Genomic DNA, 24,250 nt, shown 5'->3' on the forward strand with positions numbered 1-24,250 from the left:
GAGCTACTAAGGATTGACCGAGCGGGTCCGCCGCCAGCTTGCGACAACCTGATCGACGTCCAGCATGCCGAGGCGCGTCGGCGGCCCCTCCACCACGGTCGTATTGACCTTGGCGATCTCGACGTTGAGTGCATCGACGCGACGACGGACGGCTGCTTCATCGTCGAGCTTCTCGATCGCGGCGAGCTCCCTCTCCACCTTGCGGAGCAGCTCGAGTGATGGCGGCAGTATGGAGATCTGCTCGCGCTGGACGAACTGCTTCACCCACCAGAGCGGGTCATGTTCCTGGCCGAGGTTCGCGAGGGGCTTACCTGCCCCCGGCAGGTTGTCGAAGGCTCCCTCCTCCGTGGCAACGCGAATCTGCGCGTCGATCCACGTCTCCCAGCTCGTCCCCGGAGGCTTGCGCTGTGTCATGGTGCTCCCGCCTTCTCTTCGCTCACTATTGCTGCCAGCACGTAGCGATTGAAAATGATCAACGGCAGCAGTCCATGAACTGCGTCAGCGTACAGTCCAGCCGTAACTACCGCCACGAGATCGAGCGCCGGTACAGCGAAGATGCGCTGCCCGCCATGTCCCATGGCACAAATCCACGACACCTCGCGTCCCCCGACCAGGGACCGCCCGAGCCACCACTGATATCCGTAGAAATACGTCAGGGCTGCAGGACCGATATGTGCAGCCGTGGATGCCGTCACCCATTTCTGTGAAACGATCTGGCGACCATTCCAATTCCCACCATTCAAAACGAGCTGGCCGATTTTTGCGAAGTCCCGCGAGCGCAGTCGAAGGCCGCCCCATTCGAGAGTCCCGCTCTTCAAATCCCTCGTCCAGGCGAAGTCACTGATACCGAGGGGCTCAAACAGGAAGTCGCGCGCGACGTCATCGAGTGCTCCGCCAACCGCGGTAGCAATCACATTTTCCAGGAGCAAAGTACCACCACTGTTATAATTCCAGACTTGTCCCGCGGGCGCCACAACGGGCTGCTCAAGCACGTATCGACATCGATCGGCTGAAGAAAGCAGACGCATTTCGCTATTCTTTGGATCGGTGGAAGGAAGGTTTTCGTTCCATTCGAGACCGGCGGACATCGTCAACAGATGGCGCAGCGAAATGCGCTCCTTTGCCGGGCTGCGCAGATCGGAATACTGAGGAAACCAATCGATAACAGCTTCGTCGATATCCCTGATCAGTTTGCGGTCTAGCGCGATGCCAAACAGCAATGAAATCACACTCTTCGTCACAGACCGCAGATCATGCTTGCTGTCGGGTCCGTGCGCCACGTTCCCGAGTGGCTCTCCCCAACACTCGTCTTCCCCGGCGCGGTAGTGCTCGAACAATAGTCTGCCGTGCCGCACGACAAGAACACTGTGGATGTTGGCCTCGCCCGGCCCATCCAGCCATTCGACCAGATCGCGAAGCGGCTTGCTCCGAAGGCCGGCACCTTCTGGATCGGCGATGCTCCAGTCTGAAAGACTCATGAACCCACCAAAGGCCGAGAACCGCACTCGTCAGTGCGATCAATAGCATATTAGTGATCAAGCATCCTTGGCAACCAGACGACGGCAGCTCAAGGTCGTGAACGACAAAGCTCAACATGAGCATAATAGGCCGCTTTCAGATCTGGCCCTGATCTTCCTTCTCGCCGCTGGCAACGATCATCAGCGCCCCGTCTTGCAACGGCCGTTGCAGCGTTTTCGCCTTGTCCCAATTAGCCATCATCCAGAGATCGAACTGCTCGTCAGTCGTGAGGATCACCGGCATCGCCTGCGGATGAACTTTTGCGACTTCAGCATTGGGCGCGCATGTGAGGAAGCCGAAGACATCCGCAGTGACCTCGCCCTCCTTCGCCTTCCGAACTGACGTCCAGTTCGTCCAGATGCCGGCAAACGCCATCAGGGGTCTGCTTTCGTCGGCTGCGAACCACACCGGCACTTTCTTTCCGTCGATGGTGTCGTATTCGGCGAACGACGTGAACGGCACGAGGCAGCGATTGGCAGGATCGAGCCATCGCTTCCAATGCGCGCTCGATACGTTGCGAATGTTGGTGACGCCGCTGTCCGGCTCCTTGCGAAGCAGCTCCTTGTAATCGGACTTCTGTCCTTTCGCTTCGAGCTTGCGAATTCTCTTGTTGGTCGCGTCCACCATCGCGCGCTGCGATGTCGGCATGCCCCAGCGCATCATCGTGATTTCGCGATCGCCGTTTGCGTTGCGCACCACCGGCGCCGGATAATCCGGGAAGATGCCCGGCAGACTGGGTACGTTGCCTGCATTGTTGCGACCGCCGAACAGCTTCCGGATCGCGTCGACGTTCTTCGTCATCGAATAAAGGTTACACACGATCGATGCCGCCCGTTTCAATGGCGGCCAGCATAGCATGCTGCTCGCGCAGACGCTTCGCTTTCCGGCGGCGAGCCTTTCGCGACGGCCTCAGTTTCGGCTTTGGACCGGCCCTTTCAAGGACCAACGGCCAGACCTTTTCGTTGTACTTCTTTGTAAGACACACCTTCGCGCGATGAGGCGGAGGACCGTGGCGACATGAATGTGCGAACTTTCCGCTGACCATTCCATCGCACATCACGTATCCATAGACGTGCAACGCGGATTTCTGCCGAATTCCTCCGCCGATCTTGCTCCAGTGCAAACGCGATACGTCGGAGAGGCGATACATTGCCAAGCGGTGGTCGGGCGGTTGTCGACGCACCGCGACCATAGGGCTGTCGGCCGAGGTATCAACGAGGGAGGCGATTAGCTTTGGGACTTCCGCGCGGTCATCATTCTGCTTGAGCCTCATCTCCAGCACGATGCAGTTGCACATCAATGTCCGTCCAGTTCGTCGGGCGCGTACCACGGCCCGCTCGTGTCTCGCGCGCGTGAAAGCTTGATCATGTAGACCTTGGCTTTCCAGCGATGTCCGGCGCGACAGCGCTCGCAGCTCAGCGAGGCCTCCAGACGCCAGATTTCAGTGCTTTCGTGTCGGCGCAGATGTCGCAGATCGACAGAGCCTTGATGGTTGCAACGACGGCACTTCACTTCGAGGAAGAAGAAGCCGGCGCCGATCGCCTGCTCGATGGTCGGAGAAGGCTGCGCGGGACCGCCATAACCTTCCATTCGCGCGGACCAGACTTCGCACTCGGCGGCGATGATGCTGCGATCAGCCTGCCGCGATTCCCTCTTCGCGGATTCGAGCCGAATTTTTGCTGCCCGCAGCTTGTCCCCGAAAATGCGGTCGCGTGACTTCCCGCCCAAATTGCCGCTCTCGGCCCAAATTCACGTTGCCAATGTTCATGAAATGTTCTCATATGCCGCGCAGTCTTTTCAAGACGATTTCTGGTTGTGGGACGACCAAGCGAGTAACGTCTTTTGCCTGACAAAGACTGTGGGACGTTGTGCTTGTTGACCATCGGAGAGCAACGACGGCCAAGAAAGCTTCGTTTCATGACCCATGTTTCGCGACGCAAGGCGCGCGAAGCCATCGAAGCTGCTACAAGAACAAGCAGTCAATGATGGCGCTCCTTGATCCGATCAAGGGCGAAGTTTGCGCCTTTCACTTCGAACTCGGCATTGGTGCGAACAAAGTCTGTAAGATCACCGAAACCGCCTCACTGTTCGAAACATCCTTGGCGCGTCCAACTGCGGCATGCGCCGAATGAACACGTTCTACGGCGAATAGGACTTGGAGCGTTGTCTGGTGGAAGTCCGCTATAACAAGCGCGCCCGCCTCGGGTTGCCGATAGAGAACGGATGGCGATGAAGAGTATCGAGCGCAACGCCTGACGCACTTGCCGACAAGCCAAGATCAAGCCGCCCCGCCGATTTTTGCCCTGCTGGGCAAAACAACGCTAGAGTGCCTCCCGGCGGGGGGAAGTATGTCTATCGAGTGGAAAGACACCATTTTTGGTGCGATGCCGATTGAGGCTGTAAAAAAGTGTCTCGACCTGGAAATCAAGCCGGGCGAGGTGATGTTTTACGCGCACGCCCAAAAGCACACGTTCGAAAAGGTGCCCGAGCGCCACGGCATTTGCTGGCAGCACATCAAGCGAGTCATAGCGTCGCCGACGCATGTCGGCCAACAAGATGGCTACCAAGCCGATAGCATTGATCTAGTTTGCGAGATTCCCGGCGGCCCAATCGTGCTTGTCGCGATTAGCCTTCGAATCAAAAAGGGCATCTACCCGATCAAGAGCGTGTATCCGCTCAAACCCAATTCGCTTTCTCGCCGCGTCAAGATTGGCACTACGAAGCCGACATGAAAAAACCCCGCCAAAAACGGGGTTTTTCCTTAAAACGCTGTAGCCGGGCGCCGAACTCCGGATCTCTTCGCCTTACGGTTTACTCACCCCTTGCGAGGGCGTGTGAGAAGGCTTTCTCACCTCTGCAGCGTGCTAAGGTAACGCAAAGCTAATACAGCTGTTCCAGTTAAACAAGGGTGAACAATTCTGGAACGCGGCATATGGCATTTCGGGATTTTCGCCTCTTTCTTCAACCTCTTAACGGCAGTTCCAAAATCGGAACTAGCATGTTTTTGTTCCTACTGCTTCTGCGGCTCCGAGTTCATTCGCGCGAGGGCGTCTATAAGCTCTCTTTGTTTTTCAAGCTGCTTGTTCATCTTCGGGAGAGATCTCAACGGTGACAAGCTTGGCGGGGGCCTCAACCAGCATGTCACCCAACGTCGGTTCGTCCTGTTTCATAATCTTCAAATGATTCGCCATCAGGCCGATCGCGATCTTCGAACTGTTCAACAGCATGTCAGCGTCAATCTCCTCTAGGACGACGCGGACGTGCATTAGGGGATTGCGCTCATTGTCCTTAAGTTGCTGAAGATAGAACAACGCCTTCTCAGAAGCTTTAGGCTCATCCGACTTCTCGCGCAGGTCCTTGATAAGATCGCCCCAGGTTCTTGCCTCGTTATCTTTCTTTTTCAGGAGGAAGCAGTAGTACGGGCGCAGAACAGCCTCAACGGCGCGGCACGCATGATAGCCCGCCGCGCTCCACAGTCCGAACGCGAAGCAGCGACCTGCGTTTCTGTATTCCGAGAGCGCCTTCTCGCCTATCGACGCGTGGAGTTCAGGCAAAAATGAGCGGTCGAATGCGTCAACTAGGTCACGCGTGCTGTATGCGCCGCGCTTCGGCACCCAGTAAGTTGACGCCGCCTGCATCTCGGCACGAAATACGGCTTCGAAGTTTTGATAAGCCGCCTCAACCTCCCAAGCGAGCCACGGCGCAATAATCAGCTTGGCTGCATCATCGGGATATTTGAAGTTGCCCTTTCCATCCATGAAATGCGCAGCGTCGATACGATCAACCACGTTCTTCAGGCCGCGCGCCGCCTCTTTACATAGATCGACCTGTGCTTGCGGCGACGTTCCAAGCAATTGGTTCAATGCTGACTGCGCATTGACCATGGGAAGGTAGATTTTGCTCAGTGGATCGCCCTGCTTAATCGTCGTAAGGCCGCGCAACGCACCGCCGAGATCAAACACACGATATAAGTCCGCACGCTCCATAGGATGCACCCCAGTCCGATTGACCCGGAGGAATCCTACCACATCGATCTCGGTACACGCCGCCCGTAGTCCCGAACTTCCGAACATATCATCACATTTATCAAGTATTAAGTGCATGGCGAAACTACGTCCGGCAATTGCGACACGTTGCTTGCTCCAGCATCGGAATCAGGTGAATGACTGCAGCGCTTCGAACTGCCCACCTGACTTCCTTCGAAGCGCCGCTTCCCCAACACGTTTACGAAGCTAATCGTGCCGAGGCGTATGCCTTCGCCACGTTCGACACCACCTTGCTCTCCGTCTCCGCCACTTCCGCCTGAGCACCGCGCAACTGAAGCGCCTGCATCCCCTGCCCGGCCTCCGCCTTCCTCTGCGCCTGCGCGTCCATGTCCTTCAGGAAAGCCTGCTTGTCCTTCAGGTTCGGCATCGCGCGGACGATGGCGCGGAAGGGGATTTCGCCTGCGGTGTCGAACTTCTTCAGTTCGACCAGGCTCTGGAATTGCTCGATCTGCGGCGTCAGGCCGTCCGGCGCGTCGTCGATGATGATGTCGCAATCGAGCGTGGCGAGCGGGCCTGTGACGCCAGCGAGCGTGGCCCGCGCCTCGTCCGGAAAGGCCCGCGCGCGCATGTTGATCTGCGCGATCGCGAAGGGATCGAGATTGAGGCCGAGCCACTTCACGTTGCGCTCGTCGTCGGTGACGCGCACCCAGGTCTCGGCGGTCCAGAACTGGCGCACGCGCGCCCACAGGCTGCGAAACACGCGCCGGTCGAGATGGCGCAGATTGTCGAGCAGATCGCCGATCTGGATCATGCCGCCCTGCTGGCTCGCGAGGATGGCGCGGCCGGACGCCGGGATCACGCCGCCGGTGCGGTCGCCCATCTCGGTGGCGTTCGGGCCTTTGACGTCGATGGCGGTCTTGGCCTCCTGCAGAAGCTGGAAGTGCGCGGTGGCGAGATCGTCGCGGGTGCGGAATTCGATCTGCCGGTTGGCGAGCGCGCCGGGCGCCACCTCCATGGTGCCGTCGGGTCGCACCGCCTCCTTGCGGAACGCCTGGATGTCGGCGACGGCGCCGGTCTCGTAGACCACCTGCGCGGTGTTCAGAAGGTGCAGCGACTTCGAGCGGCGCTTGTTCACCTCGTCCTGCAGCGACACCATCTCGCGCACGAGGCCATAGCGGTTGTTGTCGCGATCGACATAGGCCGATTGCAGGATCAGCTCGCAGTCGCTCTCGCCCTTGTCGGTCAGGTAAGGCGACGGGCCGCCTTTCAGGATGCCGCCCTTGGTGTATTCGGCGAAGAACCATTCGCCGCCGCGCCTGATCCAGATCTGGCAGATGCGCACGCGGCGGCGCTTGCCGTCCGCCCAGTGCGAGAATTTCGGCTTGTCGTCATAGGTGTCCGACGGCGCCGAGCTCAGGGTCGTGTCCAGGATCTCGCGCGCGTCGGGATACATCGAAAGCGCGTCGGCATAATCCATCCAGGTGACGATGCCGAGATAGCCGGCGTCGGAGAAATCCGCCTCCGACGAATGCGGATCGAAGAACAGCCGGTCCCAGGCGATCCGCTGCACGCGGATCTGCAGCTCCTGTGACGTCAGCGCCGATGAGCCCATCGGGTCCAAAGGCGGTGCGAACCGCGCCGGCTCGACATGGATGCGGATGCCGCCGACACCCTCCACCAGCATGTTGCGCCACACGGCGGAGCGCCTCGCCTCATAGTCCTCGCTCTCTGCCACATAGCGCAGCGCCTCGGTCGCGGCGTCCGCATCGGCCTCGTGGCGCGGCGTGCGCGGAAAGGCCTTCGGCTTCACCCGCTGCTGCTTTTCCAGGCCGACGAGATAGTCGATCTTGGTCTTGATGCGGTTGTCGATCACCGGGGGCTGGCCGCGCCGCGCATATTCGGCGAGCTCCTCGGACGTGAGCTGCCGGCCGTCGACATAGTCGCGGTCGCGCTCGGCCTCCTTGCGCGCGGAAAGGCTCGCGTCCTCCGCCTCCTCGAACATGCGGCAGAGATCGCCGACATCGAGAAGGCCCGGGCTGGTCTGTGTCATGGGCATCACTTTTCAAGGATTGAAGAAAACGAGGAGTGAGGGAGCGCGACCCAGACGAAGGCCTGCGGGCTCCCTCACTCCAGCCTCTCCGCCGACGAAGCGGAGAGGCGATGCGCGCGCCGCGTTGACGGGCGCGCGCTATTTCCGTCATTGCGAGCGAAGCGAAGCAATCCAGCCGCGCGAAGCGCGCAAAAAAAACGCGGCACCCGCATCTGGTTCAGACTGGATTGCCGCGCCGCAGGCAAGCGAAGCGACGCCGTTCTTCAAACGGCTATGGCTCGCAATGACGAGTTACACGACCTTCCAGTCGCGGAGAGTCAGCCCCGGATATCGCTTCGCTCATCCGGGCTACGTCGCCGCGCAATGACGAGTCACACAACTTTCCAATTGACCTCGTCGCTGCGCGCTGAATTCCAGCGGTCGCGCGGCGGCTTCTCGGTTGGCTTCGGCCTCGACGGCACGAACATGCGGTCCAGCAACTGGCCGATCAGGCCGATGGCGTCGACCTGGTCATCATGGCGGCCGGCGGGAAAGCTTGCCAGCTCGCTGCGGAAGTCGGCGAGCCAGGGCGCGGCGGCCGGCACGTAAAGCCCTTCCAGCGCCATCCGCCCGCGCATCGATTGCGCGCGCACCGCCTTGTCGCCGCGCGCGGCAAACCGCTCGCGCGCGACGTAGATCTTGCGGTCGCGCATGCGCCGTTCGAGGAACGGGCCGACGCCGGACTTGATCTGCCCCTGCTCTTCCGCCCAGCCGATCGGCTTCCACTCGGCGACGAGATCGCAGAACGCCTCCACCCATTCGTCGGACGCGGCGCGCTTGCGCCAGAGATCGAGCAGATACAGCCGCCCGTCGGCGTCGAGACCGGCCACCGCATGCACGGTGTAGTCGCCGCCGTCCGCCGTCACCGCGTAGTCGGAGCCGCCATAAATGCGCAGGGTGTGTTTCGCCGGCAGCTTCTCGACCGGACGCAGCCATTGGGATTTGAAGTAGTCGCCCTCCTCCGGCGCCGGCCGCTGCTGATACAGCGCGGCCCAGGTGCGGGCGTTGCGCTTGAACGGGGCGAAATGTTTCTCGCCGAACCATTCAGGCCAGATGCGCTCGCCGACCTTGCGGCCGAGAACATCGTCGGCGCGCTCGGCTTCGGCCGGAATGCAGACGACGTACCAGCGGTTGCCGTCGCGGCAATCGATGAAGCCGCTCTCGCCGCCATAACCCTCGGGCAGGATGCGGCCGGCGATATCGTCCTCGTGCCAGCGGGTGGTGATGCCGATCTCGAAGGCGTGCGGCTTCTTGCGGGTGAGCAGGTCGTCGAAATAGGCGTCCCAGGTCTTCTGGCGGATCAAATCCGAATCCGCCTGCTCGCGGCCCTTGATCAGGTCGTCCCAGATCACGCCGTCGGCGCGGTTGCCGGTGATGCCGGTGAGCAGGCCCGCGCCCATATATTCGGAGCCGTTCGACAGCGCCCATTCGTCGGCTGCGGCGCTCTCGGAGGAAAGCTGCGTGTCGAACACGCGCTGAAACACCTTCTGCCGCGTGATCGCGCGCGCCTTGCGGCCCCAGCGGCGCGGCAGGTCGCTGCCATAGTTGGCGACGATCACCTGCGTCTTCGCGAAGCGGCCCATGACGTGCACGGGAAAGACGATCGACGTGTAGGTGCTCTTTGCCGAGCCCGGCGGCATCAGGCCCATCAGCCGCTTGATCTCGCCGTCCTGAACGCGCTGCAGGCAATTCAGCCACAGCAACTGGTGCTTGCCGAATGCGGCCTCGACCGAGCGAAACTCCTCGCAGGCCTCGTCGTCAGGACGAACCGGCGCTCCCGGGATCTCGATCGCGCTGGCGAAGGTCAACAGATTCCGCTTCGCCCGTTCCCTGCCCTCGATCTCCTTCAGCAGGCTGCGCAAGGATTGCCGCCACGCGGGCGATGAGTTCGGCGGTGCTGAGTTCACTTAAGGCTCGCTGGTCGTTGCCCGCAGCCTCCGCCGGCTGCGTCGGCTTGCCCCAGCCGCGCTCGAGGATGGCGTTGGCGGCGGAAACGCGCACGGCCGGCGTCGCATCGTCCGCCTGCATGACGGCTTCAAGCGTATCGAGGGCCGCGCGCGTGAGGGAACGCGCGAGCGAGCGGAGATCGTCCGGAGTTTCTGTCATCGTTGATGTGCCGGCGTTCCGTGCTCGCGCGAAGGCAAGACGCCCGCCGTCATTTGCGAAAGCGCCGTTCCTCGAACGGCCGGCAATGACGGCAAGGCGCGGAAAAAACAAAACCCGCGAAGCCCGAGCGGCTCGCGGGCGGATAGTTCGGATGCTGGTGTCTAACAACGCATCTGCTGGACCAGCAAAAGGAAAAATCAGACCTGTGCACTTCCTGTGAATATCATCGCCGTCATTGCGGCCCGGCTTCGCAATGAAGCCGCGGATTTCTGCGCCACCCTCCCCTTGAGGGGGAGGGTCGACCGCGAAGCGGTCGGGGTGGGGTGCTGTGCCGCAAAGACGATCGTAGGCGTCGGTTGGTCGGGTTCAGATGAAGCGAACACAAGCTCATACTGCGCGGAGAGGCTGTCACCCCACCCCGCTTGCTTCGCAAGCCACCCTCCCCCTCAAGGGGAGGGTGGCGCCTTACCATGCTCACTTCCGAACGCATCCTATTTCGCAGTCGATCGGTCTCTTAAGGAACGTCGGTGGCCGTGCGGCATTAGCGAAAGGTTGGAGAGCTGCGCGACGGCGCGCATCGGGGCCGAACTCGTCTACGCCGATTCTCGTCGTGATTTTCTGGCGGCGGCGCCGCGACCGTTGCGCAAACGAAGGCCTCAAGGCTTCAGTGTCAGGGTTGTCAATGTCCCCGTCCCCGCTCGATGAACTTTCGCCACTTGATGAGCTGGACAATCTGCTCCACGCGCTTGGTCTCGAGCTTGGCGCGACAAGCGGCGAGATGGAACGCGTGGTCGCGCAACTCGACGAGGTGAAGCGCATCCTCGCCGATGAGCGCGGCACGCCGGAAGAACGTCTCGAATGGTTGCGCCAATTTCTCGCGTGAATCACGGAACGACCAAACGCGACCAGGCATAAACCCAAGGCACTCCGGTGCTGGGTCCCGGTCGTAAGTCCGTCCCCAACGCACGAAGGCCGGGGCTCGTCTCGCTAAACCCCATAGACTTCAGCCCCGGTTCTGCCGGGGCTGCCTTTTTATTTCTTGGTCTGATCAGGCGGGCAGTTCGGCCGCGCCTCCATCGGCTCGCCGTTGTTCTGCACGGTCGGCGCCGCCGAGTTTGCATGGCCGCTGGCGGAGGGAAGGATCGCGCTCTTGCCGATCTCCATCGATTTAGCCGTGCTCCCGCTCGTCTGATCCTGTTTGGGCGGGGCCTCCGCACGCGCACTCGGCGTGCAGTTCGTGTCCGGCTTGGCGGGCGCGGTGGTCTGCGCACTTGCCGGCGCAACGAGAAACAGCATCGCGAACGTCGCAGCAATGAAGCGGGCGTGCATGATGGGACTCCTCCGGCGAAAATACCAACCTTTTTAAACGCCTGCTCGTCCCGGATCGTTCCTGTGACGAAGTCGCGCATCCTCCTGTTGACCAGCAGACAGAAGACCGCTTTCGCAAAACCACCGCGACCATCCTGGCGCAGGCCCGGCAAGGTGGGCGCTGAAACGCCTTCACGCGCGACAGCCCGTTGCCGTGCCGACGCGGAACATTCCGATCCGCACGGGCGTTTTAACGACATGCCCGTGACCATTACGATATGGCTTGTCCTCGTCTGGTTCTGTGTCGGCTTTTTCGCCGGCCTCGGCTGGCATCTCGCCGGCTGGATGATCGGACGGATGAAGGTCTAGCTGCGCCGGAGTCTCCGAGTCCGCTGAAACGGATTCGCACGCTCGTCATTGCGAGGGCGCAGCCCCAGCATGAGTCGCAGCACGTGTGGTGGCCGCAGTTCTGGATTGCCGCGCCGCTTTGCGGCTCCCAATGACGAAAATGAGATCGGCTGTGCGTAGGCACGCTGGCATCATTGCCGCTTCGGCGGGACGACCTCTTTCGCTTCCTTGCGCGCGCCCTTCGCCATCCTGCTGCGGCAGACAATGCGCGCACCTTTGCTCAACTGCAGTCCAGTTCGTTCAGCGCATCTTCAACATGAGCCTGCGACAAAGGCGCGAAGTCTTTGCAATGGAGTGCCGTCATGACCCTGAGGTCTTTGCAATTCGCGGTGCTGCTGGCCTTCCTCGCGACAACGGCCGGCATCGAAAGGCTCGAAGCGGCGAGCTTCGATTGTCGCCAGGCGCGCTATCCCGATGAAATCGCCATCTGCAACAACCCCGGCCTTTCCGAGCTGGATACGGAAATGGGCGCGCTGTGGTTCAGCTACAGGTCGTTTCCGTTCATGATGGGTGCGAGCGGCGCGAGACAGGACGAAGCGCGGCAGTTTCTCAGCGACCGCAGACAGTGCGGCGCCAACGTCGCCTGCCTGCGCGACATCTATCGCGACCGGATCGACGAGCTCAAGGACGGCATCCAGTGGGCCACGAAGAATTACGCGCGGTGAACGACGGGTCTTGCCACGGCGCAGCCTAAAGGGACAAGCCGGGATCCTAAATTACGCCGACGCTTCATCCGGGAACCTACAGATCGATCCGGAAGCGCAGGGATTCAAGTCCGCCGAATGCGGCAGGCTCGTTAAAGCGTTCGACGAACACGCCGCCGCACGCAACAATGGCGCGCTGCGAGGCGATGTTGTCGGGGTCCACCGTCAACTCGATGTAGTTCAGGCCGCGCTTTCTGATCTCCGGCAAAAGCAGCATGAGTGCGCGGCCGGCGTAGCCGCGGCCGCGTTTCCAGGGAACGACAGCATATCCGACATGACCGAGCACGTGCGGCGGCAGCGCCGATGTCCCCGGCAGCCACCTGAAGCCGATGCTTCCGCAGAATTCGCCGTCCCATATCCAGCGATGATATCCGGGCAGGCGCGCGACCAGCGAGCCGTCCGGCAGCTTCACCGGCTCGCCCTTCGCCTCAATGTCGTCGAGGCTTTCGACAAAGGCCGCGGCGTCGGCTTCGATCTTCTCGATCTGCTCCAGCGCGGCTTCATAGCCACGGATGTTGTCAGGCGACCAGCCGCGCCTCAACGCCTCTGTGAAGGCCGGCAGGAGCGCGAGCGATGGCTTGACGAGCTGCATCATAGCCGCAGACGCCCGTTCCCTGCGAAGTGCAGAGCCGCCGCTGCGAACACCATCAGACGAGACAATCGCCACATACATTCACTTGTGACATCGCTCGCCGCCTGCAAGAATCCGGGATCGCGTATGGTTGATCAATTGCTAACGGCGGACGGCGGGCGAGGACCGTGCGATGCGCGCAGGCCTTTAGCGCCGAGCCGAGGTCACGCCTGGCGATGCAGCCGACGACTCACGGCGCCGAACGACTGGACCGGCTCGGGAACCAGCGGCGCGTCCGAGGCGAAATCATGATTGGCCACCACGAGGCCGGGCACCTCGGCGGCATCGACGGCGCGGCTGTAGAGGAAGCCCTGGATTTCGTCGCACTTGCTGTTGCGCAGGAAGTGCTCCTGCTCGCGCGTCTCCACGCCTTCGGCGACGATGGTCAACCCCAGCGCCTTGCCCAGCGCAATGATGGCATTGGCGATCGCTTTGTCCTGCGCGCGGAAGGGGAGCTCCTTGATGAAGGAGCGGTCGATCTTGATCGTGTCGATCGGGAAATGCTTCATCAGCGACAGTGACGAATAGCCGGTGCCGAAATCGTCAATGGCAAGCCGCACGCCGCGGCTCTTGATCGCCTCGAGCACCCGCGCGGCGCGCTCGACATTCTGCATCACCGTGCTTTCGGTGACCTCGAGTTGCAGCGAATCCGGATCGATCCGCGTCTCGTTGAGCACCTCGTCGATGTCGTGCAGGAGCTGATCGTGCGTGAACTGGCGGGGCGAGAGATTCACCGCGACCGAAAGGCCGACCAGCCCTTCACGCTGCCATTCTGCGATCTGCGCGCAGGCCGTCCGCAGCACCCATTTGCCGATCGGCACGATGAGACCCGCCTCCTCCGCCACCGGAATGAAGGTCGCGGGCTCGATCAGCCCGAGCACCGGATGCGTCCAGCGCAGCAGCGCTTCGACGCCGCTGATGCGGCCGGTGGCGACATCGACCTTCGGCTGGTACTGCAGCCAGAGCTCCTTGTCGTCCATCGCCCGGCGCAGGTCGGTCTCGAGCCGCAGCCGATCCACCGACCGCTTGTGCGCGCCCGGCGTGTGAAAGCGGAAGTCGTTCTTGCCGTCGTCCTTGGCAAGGTACATCGCCACGTCTGCGCTTCGCGTCAGCGACGATCCGTCGAAGCCGTCGTGCGGATACATGGCGATGCCGATGCTGGCCGACGCGCGCCATTCGTGTCCGCGCAATGCGATCGGCTCGGAGATCAGCGCCAGCAGCTCGGCCGCTATCCGCGCTGCGGCCTCGCGCGTGCCGATCTGGGTCAGGACCAGCACGAACTCGTCGCCGCCCAGCCTTGCCAGCAGTTCGCCCGCGCCAAGACGCTGCTGCAGGCGACCGGCGATCTCCTGCAACAGCTCGTCGCCGGCGGCATGCCCAAGCGAGTCGTTGATCAGCTTGAAACGATCGAGATCGATGAACAGCACGGAGAAGCTGTTGCCGTCCTGCTGCGCGCGCGCAACGGCCCCATCCAGCATCTCCTTGAACACGACGCGGTTCGGCAGGCCGGTGAGCGCATCGTATTTCGCGAGATAAGTGACCTGCTCGTTGGCGCGGCGCGCCTCCTCGCGGCGATCGAAGTTCTCCAGCGCGAACGACACGTTCTCGGCCAGGCGGCAAAGCAGGTCGACGAACTCCGGCGTGAAGGTGTTCTTCTCCTTCGACATGAAGAGCACGAAGCCGGCCGGGCGGCCGGCAACGAGCAGCGGCAGGCCGGCGCCGGATTGCGAACCGCTCGTCGAATCGCGCCAGGGGATGGAACGCGGATCGTTGCGATAATCGTTGGCGATCGCAGGCTCCAGGGTGCGAAAGGCCTGGCCGCTGAGGCCCTGCCCTTCGGGAATGTCCGGCCGGGGCGACAGCCTGATCTCCCGCAGCCTGTGCCCGTAGGGACCGGACGAGGCGATGATGCGGAAGAAATCGCTCGACGGGTCATGAAGACCGATCGTCGTCGACGTGAACTTGGCGCCGTTGACGGCGGCCTCGCACACGAGGCGGCACATCTCTTCGCGGGACTCCGAGCGCATGATCGCTTCGTTGGTGGCCGACAGGGCCGCATACATACGCGACACCCGCGCACTCTCTTCCGCCCGCGCGAAGGCTGCGAGACCGAACGAAGTGTTCTCGGCGATATCCTGCATCAGCTTGAGAAGGGCCGGCTCATGCGCACCGGAGGTCCGGGCGAAGAAGAAGAAGAACACACCGACGGCATTGCCGTGGACGAGCAGCGGCACGGCAGCGGCGCCGAACGGCCTGCGCACCTGATCGACCCTCGGATCGTTGCGTCGCTCGGCCTGCAAGTCGTAGCTGATCTTCAGCGCCTTCTCACGGAAGGCCGATCCACCAAGGCCGGTGCCGAACGGACTGGCCGGGTCCGTCGAGATCTTGAGCTCGCGGATCAACTCTTCACCCTGGCCGCACACGGCGGCGAGCTTGAGCTCGTCCGAGTCAGGCTGCATCAGAAAGATCGCTGCGGCTCCGAGCCAGCCGCCACTCTGTGCAACCGCTTCGCAAACGAGACGGAACATTTCCTCTTCACTGGTCGCCCGCAGGATCGCCGTGTTGGTCGCACTCAGCGCCGCGAACATGGTGGTGATGCGCCGGTTCGCCCGCTCCATGCGCGCGCGCACGCCTTCCTGCTCGAACACACCGAGCGAGAAGGAAACGTTCTCGACCATGCGCTGCAGCAGGTCGACCATCTCCGGCGTCAACGATCCGGCCTCGGGCACGAAGAACAGGAAGACGCCGACGCTCTTGCCATCCTGGACGATCGGAATTCCGGCGCCCGCGCCGACGTTCTTGCCGCGCCCTTCCCGGCGCCACGGTTCGAAGCGCGGATCGTTCTGAAAGTCGTTGCTGACGGCAGGGCGGCATGTGCGATAGGCGACGCCGGCGAGCCCTCTGCCGCGTTCGCTGTCCGGATCGACCGAAATCTTCAGACCCTGCGTCGGCTCCGTGCCGTCCCTGCCGGCGGATGCGACCAGCCTGAGGAAACCATCCGCCTCCGGCAGGAACGCGCTTGCCACGCCTATTCCACCGCTCACTGCGGCATCGCAGACGCGCTGGAACAGTTCATCGCGGGATTTAGTGCGAAGAATCGCCTCGTTGGTGGCGCCAAGCGCCGCCAGCATCTTCTCCCGAGTCATCTGCTGGAGTTCCCGAACCTCAGGCATTTTGGCGCGGGATAGTAGGTGCTTACCGCCTAATGCTTGCGCAGCAAAAAAGGTAAAGTTCGTCTGAATTTCCCCCGCCGGGAAATTCGTCCGCGTTACCCCTCCGGCAAAATCAGCGTCCTGGCCGACGAATCGCTGCTTTTGCGCAAGCCGCTGCGACCGTTTACGCCACTTTGCGGCTCGCAAGGAACTCGCCCATGCGATCCAGCGCCTTCAGGATGTTCTCGGTGGAGTTGGCGTAGGACAGGCGGATGTAACCTTCGCCGAGCACGCCGAAGTCCGGACCACCGATGGTGGCAACGCCGGTGTCGTTGAGCAGCGCGTTGGCGAGCTCTTTGGCCTTCCAGCCGGTGCGCTTGATGTTCGGAAAGGCATAGAACGCACCCTTCGGCACGATGCACGACACACCGGGCAGCTTGTTCAACCCCTCGGTCACAACCTTACGCCTCTTGTCGAACTCGGCGATCATCTTGTGCACCTCGTCCTGCGGGCCCTGCAGCGCGGCGAGGCCGGCATACTGCGCCGACGCATTCACGCAGGAGTGAAGGTTGACGGCAAGCTTGCGCGCATAGTCGTAGAGCTTGCCCGGCCACACCGCGTAGCCGAGCCGCCAGCCGGTCATGGCGTAGGTCTTCGACCAGCCGTTCAGCAGGATCAGCCGGTCGCGAATGGAGGGATAGGACAACAGGCAGACATGCTGCTCGCCGTCATAGGTCATCTGGTCGTAGATCTCGTCCGACATGATGCAGACATCGGGGAATTTCTCCAGGCCCGCGACCAGCTTGTCGATCTCGGCCTTCGGCGTGACGCCACCGGTCGGATTCGCCGGCGAATTGACGATGATCAGCCGCGTCTGCGGCGTGATCAGCTTCAAGGTCTCCTCGGCCGAGAAGGCAAAGCCGTTCTCCTCGCGGATCGGCACCGGCACCGGCCGCGCGCCGGTGAACTCGATCATCGAGCGGTAGATCGGAAAGCCGGGATCCGGATAGAGGATGTCCGCGCCCTTCTCGCCGAACATCAGGATCGACATGAACATGGTCGGCTTGCCGCCCGGCATGATCATCACGCTTTCGGGCGAGACCTCGACCTTGAAGCGCTTGAAGAGATCGGCGGCCACCGCCTCGCGCAACTGCGGGATGCCGTTGGCCGCGGTGTAGCCGTGGTGGCCGTCACGCAGCGCCTTGATCGCCGCCTCGACGATGAACTCCGGCGTGCGGAAGTCCGGCTGGCCGATGCCGAGGTTGATGATGTCGCGCCCTTCGGCCGCCAATGCATTGGCGCGGGCAAGCACCGCGAAGGCGTTCTCGTCGCCGATCCGGTCGAAGGCTTCAATCGTGCGCAGCATCTTTCCATCTCCTGAACCCGGCCGGGCCACGCGCCCGGCGAAACGCCATCTAGTGTGCCGCGAATAGCGGATGCGAGTCTAGAACGCCAGTGCAGGCAGGACTCTCAGAGTTTTGAGTAAGAGGCGGCCACGCACTCGGCATGTTCCCTCTCCCGGGGGAGAGGGTTAGGGTGAGGGCGTTTCGGCGGTCATGATGCGAAGGCATTCTCAACGCCCTTTGAGAGGTCGGCGTCCGTTTGTGCAATCGACAATGCGCACAGCTCAAAGCCGAACATACTTCGCTATTTGTGTCCAAGTTCGGGTTTCATGACGGCGCGTGTCACCGCCCCTCACCCTAACCCTCTCCCCGGCGGGGAGAGGGGACAAGGCCCCGCGCGTGGCTACCTCTGTGCATAGGCGATAGCCTCGTCCACGACTGTGGTAGAATGCGCTGGATACGAACTCCTCGAATGACAGGGACTATGGTCGTGCCGACGGATGCCGTTCTCCCCTACCGTGCGATGGCCTACAACAATGCCTGGGCCAATCATCGCCTGCTCGCAGCCTGTGCACCGCTCTCGCAGGATGACTTCGTGGCGTCGCGAACGAGCTTCTTTCCAAGCCTGCGCGCGACGCTCAACCACATTCTGCTCGTCGATCGCTTTTACGTGGATGCCATGGAAGGCGGCACGCTCGGGCCAGCCGCCTGGGCCGACCCCGAGCCATATGCGACAGTGACCACACTCCGGCAGGCCCAGAGCGAGGTCGACCAGCGATTGATTGCTGTCGTCGAAGGCCTGGGCACGGCGGACCTCGATCGGATCGTGGACGTGCACCGCGGTCACCGGATTCAACGCGAGCGGATGGATCGGCTGCTGCTGCACCTGTTTCAGCACCAGATCCATCACCGCGGTCAGGCGCACGCGATGCTGAGCGGCACCCGGATCCGCCCGCCACAGCTCGACGAGTTCTTCTCCGTCGGCGAAGCAAACCTGCGCGCGGCCGAGTTTGCCGAACTCGGCTGGACGGAGGACACGGTCTGGCAGGCCGACGCACCGCGTTCATAGCGCAGGGGCATATCGCATCTGGGAAAGTTAGCCGGTCGCTCGTCGCAATCTCCGGCAGAACAAACGCCGGCCCTGCCTCCTACGCAGCCTTCGCGCGCAGCGCCGTGAGCGCATCGAAGACCAGCCGATCGATCGTCAGCCCCTCGCGCAGTGCGCGTTCGCGCGCGCGGAACGAGCGCTCGGACGGGATGCGGATCTCGTCGACGCCCGCTTGGCGCGGCGTCGCCTTGATGCGCTCGATCAACTCTGTCACCCGTGCATTGAAGACGTCCTCCGGGCCGATCAGATCGGGCCGGAATGCGATGAACAGGTAGCCGGAGTCGCTCTCGTGGTCCGTGCCGGCACCGGCAAGGATGCCGAAGGCCTGGACCATCAGCGCGAGCCCGAAGCCTTTGTAGCCACCGAACGGCAGCAGCGCGCCACGTCTTGCCAGCGCGGCGTCGCGGGTCGGCTCGCCGTTCGGGCCGATCGCTACGCCTTCGGGAAGAAGCTCGCCCAGCCGTTCGCGCAACATCACTTCGGTCATCATGAAGGCCGACGTTCCCATGTCGAGGACGATGGGCCCGCGCGCCGACGGGATCGCAATGGCGATCGGATTGGTGCCGAGCTCCGCTTTCGCGCCGCCCGGCGGCGCCACGAGGCGTGAACTGGCCGCCGTATGGATCGCAACGAGGCCGGCCTTGGCGATCATCTCGACGAAATAGGCGCTGCGCCCGCTCATCCAGGCGTCGGTCACCGAAACGAGCGCGATGCCGTGTGCCGCAGCCTTGCTGATCGCCGCCTCTGCCGCGTGATACAGCGCCAGCATGCCGACATTGTTGCCGCCGTCCAGGGCGAGCGATACGGGCGTCTCGTGCAGCGCGCTCATCGGCCGGCGCGGCTGCTTGAACTGCTCGGTCTCCGGCAGGTTGAGGATTTTCGCCAGGCCCGAATATTCATAGCCGCACAACGCGGCATCGATGACGTGATCGGCAATGATGCGCGACTCGTCGTCCTTGTATCCGAGGCTGCGCAGCGCCCCCTCCGCCAGATCGCGTGCCTCCGGCACGCTCAAGTGAACTCGTCCTGGCGTCATGATGCGCACCTCCCTTTGGCCTTCGCTCCAGCTCGCTGCGCAAGGCGATTCATATCAGCACACTTGCCGGCGGATCTTCAACACCGGCAGCGGCGACAAAGCCATCCACTGGAACGGACGACGGCGAGACGTTCAGCTCTCGTCGGGCGGCAGCGGCCCTTTGCCGTTGAGCAAACCGATCGATGCCATCAGGCGTGCCAGTTCGGTCTGCCTTGCCGTGCCGGTCTTGTCGAGGACCGCGTTCAGTTGCGTCCTGACCGTGTTCGGCGACGAGCCGAGCTGACTGGCCGTTTCCGGGACGGTGCGGCCCGACGACACCGCAAGCGCCACCCGCGCTTCGGCCTGCGTCAGGCCATAGGCATCGACGATCCACTCTACCGGAACGCCGGCGCGGTTGGCGGGATCGACAATGAACACCAGCACGGCCGCGTTCGGCATCTTGAGATCGGTAAAGCGCGCGACATCCTTCCCGCGCACGGACGACACCAGAATCATCAGCGGCTGACCATCGCGCGGTCGCGGCACGGCGATCGATCCCGCCGGCGCGCCGCGCGATGCCGCGCGGATGAGGTTGCCAAGCTGCTGCGAATGCGACGGCGACCAGGTCGCAATGGTCGCGTCGCGCAACTGCAAAATGCCGCCGTCGGCTCCGAGGGCCCGCGCCGCCGCGTTGGCGTAAAGGATGCGCGCGCGCTGATCGAGCAGCACGACCCCGGCCGCAAGCCGATCCAGCACGTCGAACGCCGCGCACTGCAGCGCCCGGTAACCGTCGAGTCGAAATCCAAGCTGCATCGACCGGCACAGATGCGGCACCAGCGCCGCCAGGTGCTTTCGCTCCTCCTCGCCGTAGGGGCCCTTGCGCTCGCTGCGGTTGATGTTGAATGCGGCGCGGAAGCCGCCGCGGGCGGCGAGCGCGATCATCGCGTCGTGACTGGCTTCCTGCGGCCGCACGAGCTCGTCGAAGAACAGCGTTCGCCGGATCGACGAAAGCTCGACGACCTCGTCGGAGAAGACGATCCGGCCGACCGGCTGGTTTTCCATCGCCAGCGACCAGGGATTGCGCAGGTGCCGTGCGCGATAAATGTCATTGAACGCCTCGTCGCAACGGCCGTTGTAGGAGAAGTGGAGCTCGTTGATGCCGATCGACTGGCCGAAGAGCACACCGGAATCGGCGTTGATGAAATCGGCGATCGCGGTCATCACCGACTTCCACAGATGCGGCTCTGCCGCGGCATCATAGATGAGATCGAGCAGTTTCTCGGGAGGTTCTTTCAGGCCGGGCACGGATGACTCTCGCGCTCACTCACGGTCGCAACAGGCTGCATGCCGGCTGCCGAAACGAAACCGACACCATCGCTTGAATTCTAGCCATCCTGCGCATGTTGGCGAGCGGCTTGTCCGGTGGAAATTGCGCGTCATTTGAGCATGCGGGACACGTGCTGTCGCAATCCCGATAAACAAGCGAGGTATTGTGGAGGGTTTTGAACGGGCCGCGATACGGAACGACATCGCGGCCCGTTCGGCGTCAGTAATCCAGATCGGACATGTACGTCGTGTTGACGACGTCCAGCTCGGCGTCCCGCCAGTCCCTCAGGATCGAGTGCTTGATCAATGGATGAGCAGCGATCGCGGACCGCACGCAGGTGATGCCATTGTGATCGATGCCAGTAACTTCAAGCAGTTCGCCGAAGTTCTGGGACCTGTCGTCGCGTTCGAGCGCTTCGGCATAATAGACCGTATCGTCCAGTGCGCCGACAGCCCAGCAGAACTGGATCGTACCCGTACCCTGCTGCGCAGCCGCCGGCAGTGCAAGAAACAGGCTCACGATCAAGAGCGACGCACGCATCGTCGGTTCCGCAGCAGGGCTGTCCGGATTGCTGATCGTCGCCGCTCAGGCCCCTGCCACAGCCTGTTGCGCAGCCTGCAACATCCGCTGCAAGGCGTTTCCGTGCATCATCCGATCGGATGATGCAGCAAACCGCACTTCCGTTTTACAGATGCATGCTCGACAGTGCGCTGGCTCGAAGGGCCGCCGACACAGACAGCGTCCGGCGCATGCGTTCACGCGGAACGAGACAGGGCGCAACCGGCTTGCGAGGGACGACGTGACACCGTCAGAAGCTGCCCTGGTCGCTTTCAGTGCCTTCAGCGCGTTGCGCCTCGTGTCGTACTTCCCGCAGATCTACAAGGTCGCGACGGATGCGAACGGCGCGTCGGCGATTTCCTACTCGACCTGGATCCTCTGGACCGGCAGCCATCTGTCGACCGGCTTCTACGCGGCCATCAATCTCGGTGACGACCTGCTCGCGGCGTGCAGCGCCCTCTACGCGCTCTGTTGTGTCGCCGTGATCATATTGACGGCGGTCAAGCGCCAGGGGTGGCGCTCACGCGCAGCGACGAACTAGGACGTGTACCCAGTATGTCGCGATTGGCCACTAGGCGACATCCATGACGAGCCGACAATATATTAGAAGCGTCATCCGGAGCGTGGGAGGCGCAGCCGGCCAACATCGGCTGACGATTTTTGCATGGGGCCGAAGTTTCTCTGATCGGACTATTCGAGCGGCACGGTAAGTTCTTTGATTGTGGTCCTGGTGTCGGGACGGAGGCCACGCCACCACACAAACGCCTCCGCCGCCTGCTCGACCAGCATACCGACCCCGTCCGCAAGCCGCTTCACGCCGGCGTTCCGCGCCAGCCGGAGGAATGGCGTAAGGCCCTTTCCGTATAGCAACTCATAGGCAAGGCAGTCGTCGCCAAAGACCTCTGGGCTTATCGGCGGAAGCTCGCCGCGCAGGCTGGCAGAGGTTGCGTTCACGACTAGATCGAACCGGCCAAGTTTTTTGTCGGCGAGGGCCGAATAGCCGATGGCAGTAATCGGCCCATATTGCTTAAACTGACGCCCAAGCTCTTCTGCCTTAGTTGCGGTGCGGTTTACTATGACCAGCTCCGCCGGCCTCTGCTCGAGGAACGGCAGCACAACGCCGCGTGCTGCGCCACCCGCGCCGAGCAGCGCCACCCGGCGCCCCTTCATCAAGCGGCCGAGATTGCGTGTGATATCGTTGGTAAGGCCGACGCCGTCGAAGTTCTCTCCGGTCACCCGATCTACCTCGAACTTCATCGCGTTGACGGCACCAGCGAGCCGGGCGCGCTCGTTAAGATCGGTGCAATACGCGAACGCGTCCAGTTTGAACGGCGCGGTGATGTTGAGGCCTAGCCCACCTGTGCGCCGAAACTTGGCCACCACTTCGTTGAAGCCACCGATAGGAGCCTCAATCGCGACGTAGTCGATATTCTGTCCCGTCTCTTTGGCGAAGCTGAGATGGATCAGCGGCGATTTGGTGTGGTCGATAGGATTGCCGACCACGGCATATTTGTCAGACATAAATTGCTCCCTCACGCCGAGATGCCGATTGCCGCCCTTAAAAGTCGCGCGCTGCCCATCGCCCTTCCCTCGCCGTTAGGTCCGCACCGACCACGAATGGACCGCCATCAACCGGATCAAGCACTGCCGTCGGCTAGCGACGCGCTACGACAAGCTGCTGCCGACGACTTCGCCTTCACGCAACGTGCGTCAATCAGGCTGTGGCTCCGCCCTGATGAGTCCACGCCCTAACGAACGCTCGACAGCACCACCTCGCGCAGGATCCGCGTCGGTGGGATCCACTGATCCTCCGCGCCATAGTTCCCTGCCGTCATGGCGATGACGAGCTGCAAGGCGGGGATGATGAACAATCGCTGCCCGCCCTCACCCTGCGCCATCCACATGCGTTCCAGTCGTCCGACCGCCCACCCCTTCGGCTTGCCAAACGCGACATCGAGAATGAACCATTGATAACCGTAGCGGCGAAGCTCGTCGGCGCTGACCACCGGCGTCGTGCAGCGTGTCACCCAATCGGCGGGAACGACGGTGCGATCTCCGATCCTGCCGCCACGCAGTATCATCGAGCCGATACGCGCGAGATCCCGAACCGACATGCGTGCACCGGAGGCGGCAAAGGGCTCACCGTCCGGTCCTCCCGCCCACTCCGTGGGACCCATGCCAAGGGAATCAAACAGGTTCTCGCGCGCGAAATCGTGCAGCGACTGGCCTGAACCCTTCGAAATGATGCGAGCGAGCAGCGCTGTCGCACCGCCGCAATAGGTCCAGTGTGCGCCCGGCGCGTCGACGACCGGACGCTCCAGCACATAGCGATAGCGATCGGGAGCGTTGTCCATCGCCGTCTCGCTGTTGCGTGCATCGGAATAACGCAAGCTGCTTTCGTCCCAGTCAGTGCCCATCGTCATCGACAGCACGTGATGGATCGTCAGTTGCCCGCGGCCGTCCGCCTTGGCGAGATCTGCGTACTCGGGAAAGACCGAAAACAACGAAGCCTCGGGTGGCGGAGCCTTGCCCTGCTGCACGGCGATCCCATAGAGCAAACCGACGATGCTCTTGGAGCAGGAGCGCAGATCGTGGAGCGTGCCGGGCGTGAACCTGACGCTGCCGATATCTCCAATGCCTCGCGCGTGGTCATTACCTTCGAAGTATCGCTCCAGCACGAGCTGCTCGTTCCGCACGACCACCAGCCCGTGAACATTCCAGATCCGTTTGTCGGCGATCGCCCTGTCGAGGCACTCACTCAGGCCAGCAAAGTCGGCCTTCTCGGGCGCAATTGCGGGCCACGGGGCCTGCTGTTCGGACGTAGATGCGGATGAAGAGGTCACGGTTGCGGCTCCGGCTCTAGAACTATCTCGGCGATCCAATTGGTTGTCGCGCTAGTGTCCCGAATCCGAAGTTCGCTATACTTTGCAGCGAGCTCAGAGCGAACTTCGGATTCGATCAGGACACTAGCAAGTTTATGATTCTAGTGTCGTTTAT

The 24,250-nt window shown here is 62.4% G+C and carries 23 protein-coding genes; 5 read left to right on the plus strand and 18 right to left on the minus strand.

What is annotated here, in order from left to right; genetic code table 11:
* Positions 1 to 6: 6 nt before the first annotated feature.
* From RCO31_RS22690 to RCO31_RS22710, 5 genes are all read right to left on the minus strand, one after another.
* Entirely contained in the window at positions 7 to 414 is a 408-nt protein-coding gene (locus tag RCO31_RS22690) for a DUF1992 domain-containing protein (RefSeq protein ID WP_308970780.1), read from the minus strand.
* Positions 411 to 1,478 carry a serine hydrolase gene (locus tag RCO31_RS22695; RefSeq protein ID WP_308970781.1) on the minus strand — a complete coding sequence of 356 codons (1,068 nt, stop codon included), beginning with the start codon at positions 1,476 to 1,478 and terminating at the stop codon, positions 411 to 413. The genes RCO31_RS22690 and RCO31_RS22695 overlap by 4 nt, the downstream gene beginning before the upstream one ends.
* A 136-nt stretch (positions 1,479 to 1,614) precedes the next feature.
* Positions 1,615 to 2,337 (minus strand): SOS response-associated peptidase family protein, encoded by a 723-nt coding sequence (locus RCO31_RS22700; protein ID WP_308970782.1) that lies wholly within the window; start codon positions 2,335 to 2,337, stop codon positions 1,615 to 1,617.
* Positions 2,330 to 2,815, minus strand: coding sequence for a hypothetical protein (locus RCO31_RS22705; protein ID WP_308970783.1), 486 nt, complete (start codon positions 2,813 to 2,815; stop codon positions 2,330 to 2,332). Before RCO31_RS22705 ends, RCO31_RS22700 begins: the two co-directional genes overlap by 8 nt.
* Positions 2,815 to 3,246: a hypothetical protein gene (locus RCO31_RS22710; protein WP_308970784.1), complete on the minus strand. Its 432-nt coding sequence runs from the start codon at positions 3,244 to 3,246 to the stop codon at positions 2,815 to 2,817. Before RCO31_RS22710 ends, RCO31_RS22705 begins: the two co-directional genes overlap by 1 nt.
* A 620-nt stretch (positions 3,247 to 3,866) precedes the next feature.
* On the opposite strand from RCO31_RS22710, the gene RCO31_RS22715 reads away from it, so the two are divergent.
* Entirely contained in the window at positions 3,867 to 4,250 is a 384-nt protein-coding gene (locus RCO31_RS22715; RefSeq protein ID WP_308970785.1) for a hypothetical protein, read from the plus strand.
* A gap of 339 nt (positions 4,251 to 4,589) precedes the next feature.
* On the opposite strand, the gene RCO31_RS22720 is transcribed toward RCO31_RS22715, so the two are convergent.
* The 4 genes from RCO31_RS22720 to RCO31_RS22735 all read right to left on the minus strand — a co-directional run bounded on the left by RCO31_RS22720 (position 4,590) and on the right by RCO31_RS22735 (position 9,699).
* The gene (locus tag RCO31_RS22720) at positions 4,590 to 5,504 is read right to left on the minus strand and encodes a hypothetical protein (RefSeq protein ID WP_308970786.1); all 915 of its coding nucleotides are present in this window, start codon (positions 5,502 to 5,504) and stop codon (positions 4,590 to 4,592) included.
* A gap of 238 nt (positions 5,505 to 5,742) precedes the next feature.
* On the minus strand, positions 5,743 to 7,554 hold the full coding sequence (locus RCO31_RS22725) for a hypothetical protein (RefSeq protein ID WP_308970787.1): 1,812 nt from the start codon (positions 7,552 to 7,554) through the stop codon (positions 5,743 to 5,745).
* Between the two features lie 371 nt (positions 7,555 to 7,925).
* A complete protein-coding gene (terL, locus tag RCO31_RS22730) occupies positions 7,926 to 9,401 on the minus strand; it encodes a phage terminase large subunit (RefSeq protein ID WP_308970788.1) in 1,476 nt (491 codons plus the stop codon).
* Positions 9,352 to 9,699 (minus strand): hypothetical protein, encoded by a 348-nt coding sequence (locus tag RCO31_RS22735; RefSeq protein WP_308970789.1) that lies wholly within the window; start codon positions 9,697 to 9,699, stop codon positions 9,352 to 9,354. The genes terL and RCO31_RS22735 overlap by 50 nt, the downstream gene beginning before the upstream one ends.
* 682 nt (positions 9,700 to 10,381) lie before the next feature.
* Here RCO31_RS22735 and RCO31_RS22740 point away from each other — a divergent pair.
* A complete protein-coding gene (locus RCO31_RS22740) occupies positions 10,382 to 10,582 on the plus strand; it encodes a hypothetical protein (RefSeq protein ID WP_308970790.1) in 201 nt (66 codons plus the stop codon).
* 149 nt (positions 10,583 to 10,731) lie between these two features.
* On the opposite strand, the gene RCO31_RS22745 is transcribed toward RCO31_RS22740, so the two are convergent.
* The gene (locus RCO31_RS22745) at positions 10,732 to 11,028 is read right to left on the minus strand and encodes a hypothetical protein (RefSeq protein ID WP_308970791.1); all 297 of its coding nucleotides are present in this window, start codon (positions 11,026 to 11,028) and stop codon (positions 10,732 to 10,734) included.
* A 689-nt stretch (positions 11,029 to 11,717) separates the two neighbouring features.
* Between RCO31_RS22745 and RCO31_RS22750 the strand changes: the two genes are divergently transcribed.
* Complete coding sequence (locus tag RCO31_RS22750; protein ID WP_308970792.1) at positions 11,718 to 12,080, plus strand: hypothetical protein; 363 nt, start codon at positions 11,718 to 11,720, stop codon at positions 12,078 to 12,080.
* A gap of 76 nt (positions 12,081 to 12,156) precedes the next feature.
* On the opposite strand, the gene RCO31_RS22755 is transcribed toward RCO31_RS22750, so the two are convergent.
* The 3 genes from RCO31_RS22755 to RCO31_RS22765 form a co-directional block, all read right to left on the minus strand.
* Positions 12,157 to 12,714 (minus strand): GNAT family N-acetyltransferase, encoded by a 558-nt coding sequence (locus tag RCO31_RS22755; protein ID WP_308970793.1) that lies wholly within the window; start codon positions 12,712 to 12,714, stop codon positions 12,157 to 12,159.
* A 200-nt stretch (positions 12,715 to 12,914) separates the two neighbouring features.
* Positions 12,915 to 15,896, minus strand: a complete 2,982-nt coding sequence (locus tag RCO31_RS22760) for an EAL domain-containing protein (protein WP_308970794.1) — start codon at positions 15,894 to 15,896, stop codon at positions 12,915 to 12,917.
* 190 nt (positions 15,897 to 16,086) lie between these two features.
* Entirely contained in the window at positions 16,087 to 17,268 is a 1,182-nt protein-coding gene (locus tag RCO31_RS22765) for a pyridoxal phosphate-dependent aminotransferase (protein ID WP_308970795.1), read from the minus strand.
* Between the two features lie 449 nt (positions 17,269 to 17,717).
* Between RCO31_RS22765 and RCO31_RS22770 the strand changes: the two genes are divergently transcribed.
* Entirely contained in the window at positions 17,718 to 18,314 is a 597-nt protein-coding gene (locus RCO31_RS22770) for a DinB family protein (RefSeq protein ID WP_308970796.1), read from the plus strand.
* A gap of 79 nt (positions 18,315 to 18,393) precedes the next feature.
* Here RCO31_RS22770 and RCO31_RS22775 read toward each other — a convergent pair whose 3' ends face one another.
* From RCO31_RS22775 to RCO31_RS22785, 3 genes are all read right to left on the minus strand, one after another.
* Positions 18,394 to 19,389, minus strand: a complete 996-nt coding sequence (locus tag RCO31_RS22775) for an Ldh family oxidoreductase (protein ID WP_308970797.1) — start codon at positions 19,387 to 19,389, stop codon at positions 18,394 to 18,396.
* Positions 19,390 to 19,521: 132 nt separating this feature from the next.
* A complete protein-coding gene (locus RCO31_RS22780) occupies positions 19,522 to 20,673 on the minus strand; it encodes a helix-turn-helix transcriptional regulator (protein ID WP_308970798.1) in 1,152 nt (383 codons plus the stop codon).
* 241 nt (positions 20,674 to 20,914) lie between these two features.
* The gene (locus RCO31_RS22785; protein ID WP_308970799.1) at positions 20,915 to 21,235 is read right to left on the minus strand and encodes a hypothetical protein; all 321 of its coding nucleotides are present in this window, start codon (positions 21,233 to 21,235) and stop codon (positions 20,915 to 20,917) included.
* A 259-nt stretch (positions 21,236 to 21,494) separates the two neighbouring features.
* Between RCO31_RS22785 and RCO31_RS22790 the strand changes: the two genes are divergently transcribed.
* Positions 21,495 to 21,794, plus strand: coding sequence for a hypothetical protein (locus RCO31_RS22790; RefSeq protein WP_308970800.1), 300 nt, complete (start codon positions 21,495 to 21,497; stop codon positions 21,792 to 21,794).
* 149 nt (positions 21,795 to 21,943) lie between these two features.
* Here the strand turns inward: RCO31_RS22790 and aroE are convergent, their stop codons facing one another.
* Together aroE and RCO31_RS22800 are read right to left on the minus strand one after the other, a co-directional pair.
* Complete coding sequence (aroE, locus tag RCO31_RS22795) at positions 21,944 to 22,774, minus strand: shikimate dehydrogenase (protein ID WP_308970801.1); 831 nt, start codon at positions 22,772 to 22,774, stop codon at positions 21,944 to 21,946.
* Between the two features lie 227 nt (positions 22,775 to 23,001).
* Entirely contained in the window at positions 23,002 to 24,096 is a 1,095-nt protein-coding gene (locus RCO31_RS22800; protein ID WP_308970802.1) for a serine hydrolase domain-containing protein, read from the minus strand.
* Positions 24,097 to 24,250: the final 154 nt, after the last annotated feature.

This window comes from Bradyrhizobium sp. LHD-71 (genome assembly GCF_031157255.1).
In the GTDB taxonomy this organism is placed as follows: domain Bacteria; phylum Pseudomonadota; class Alphaproteobacteria; order Rhizobiales; family Xanthobacteraceae; genus P52-10.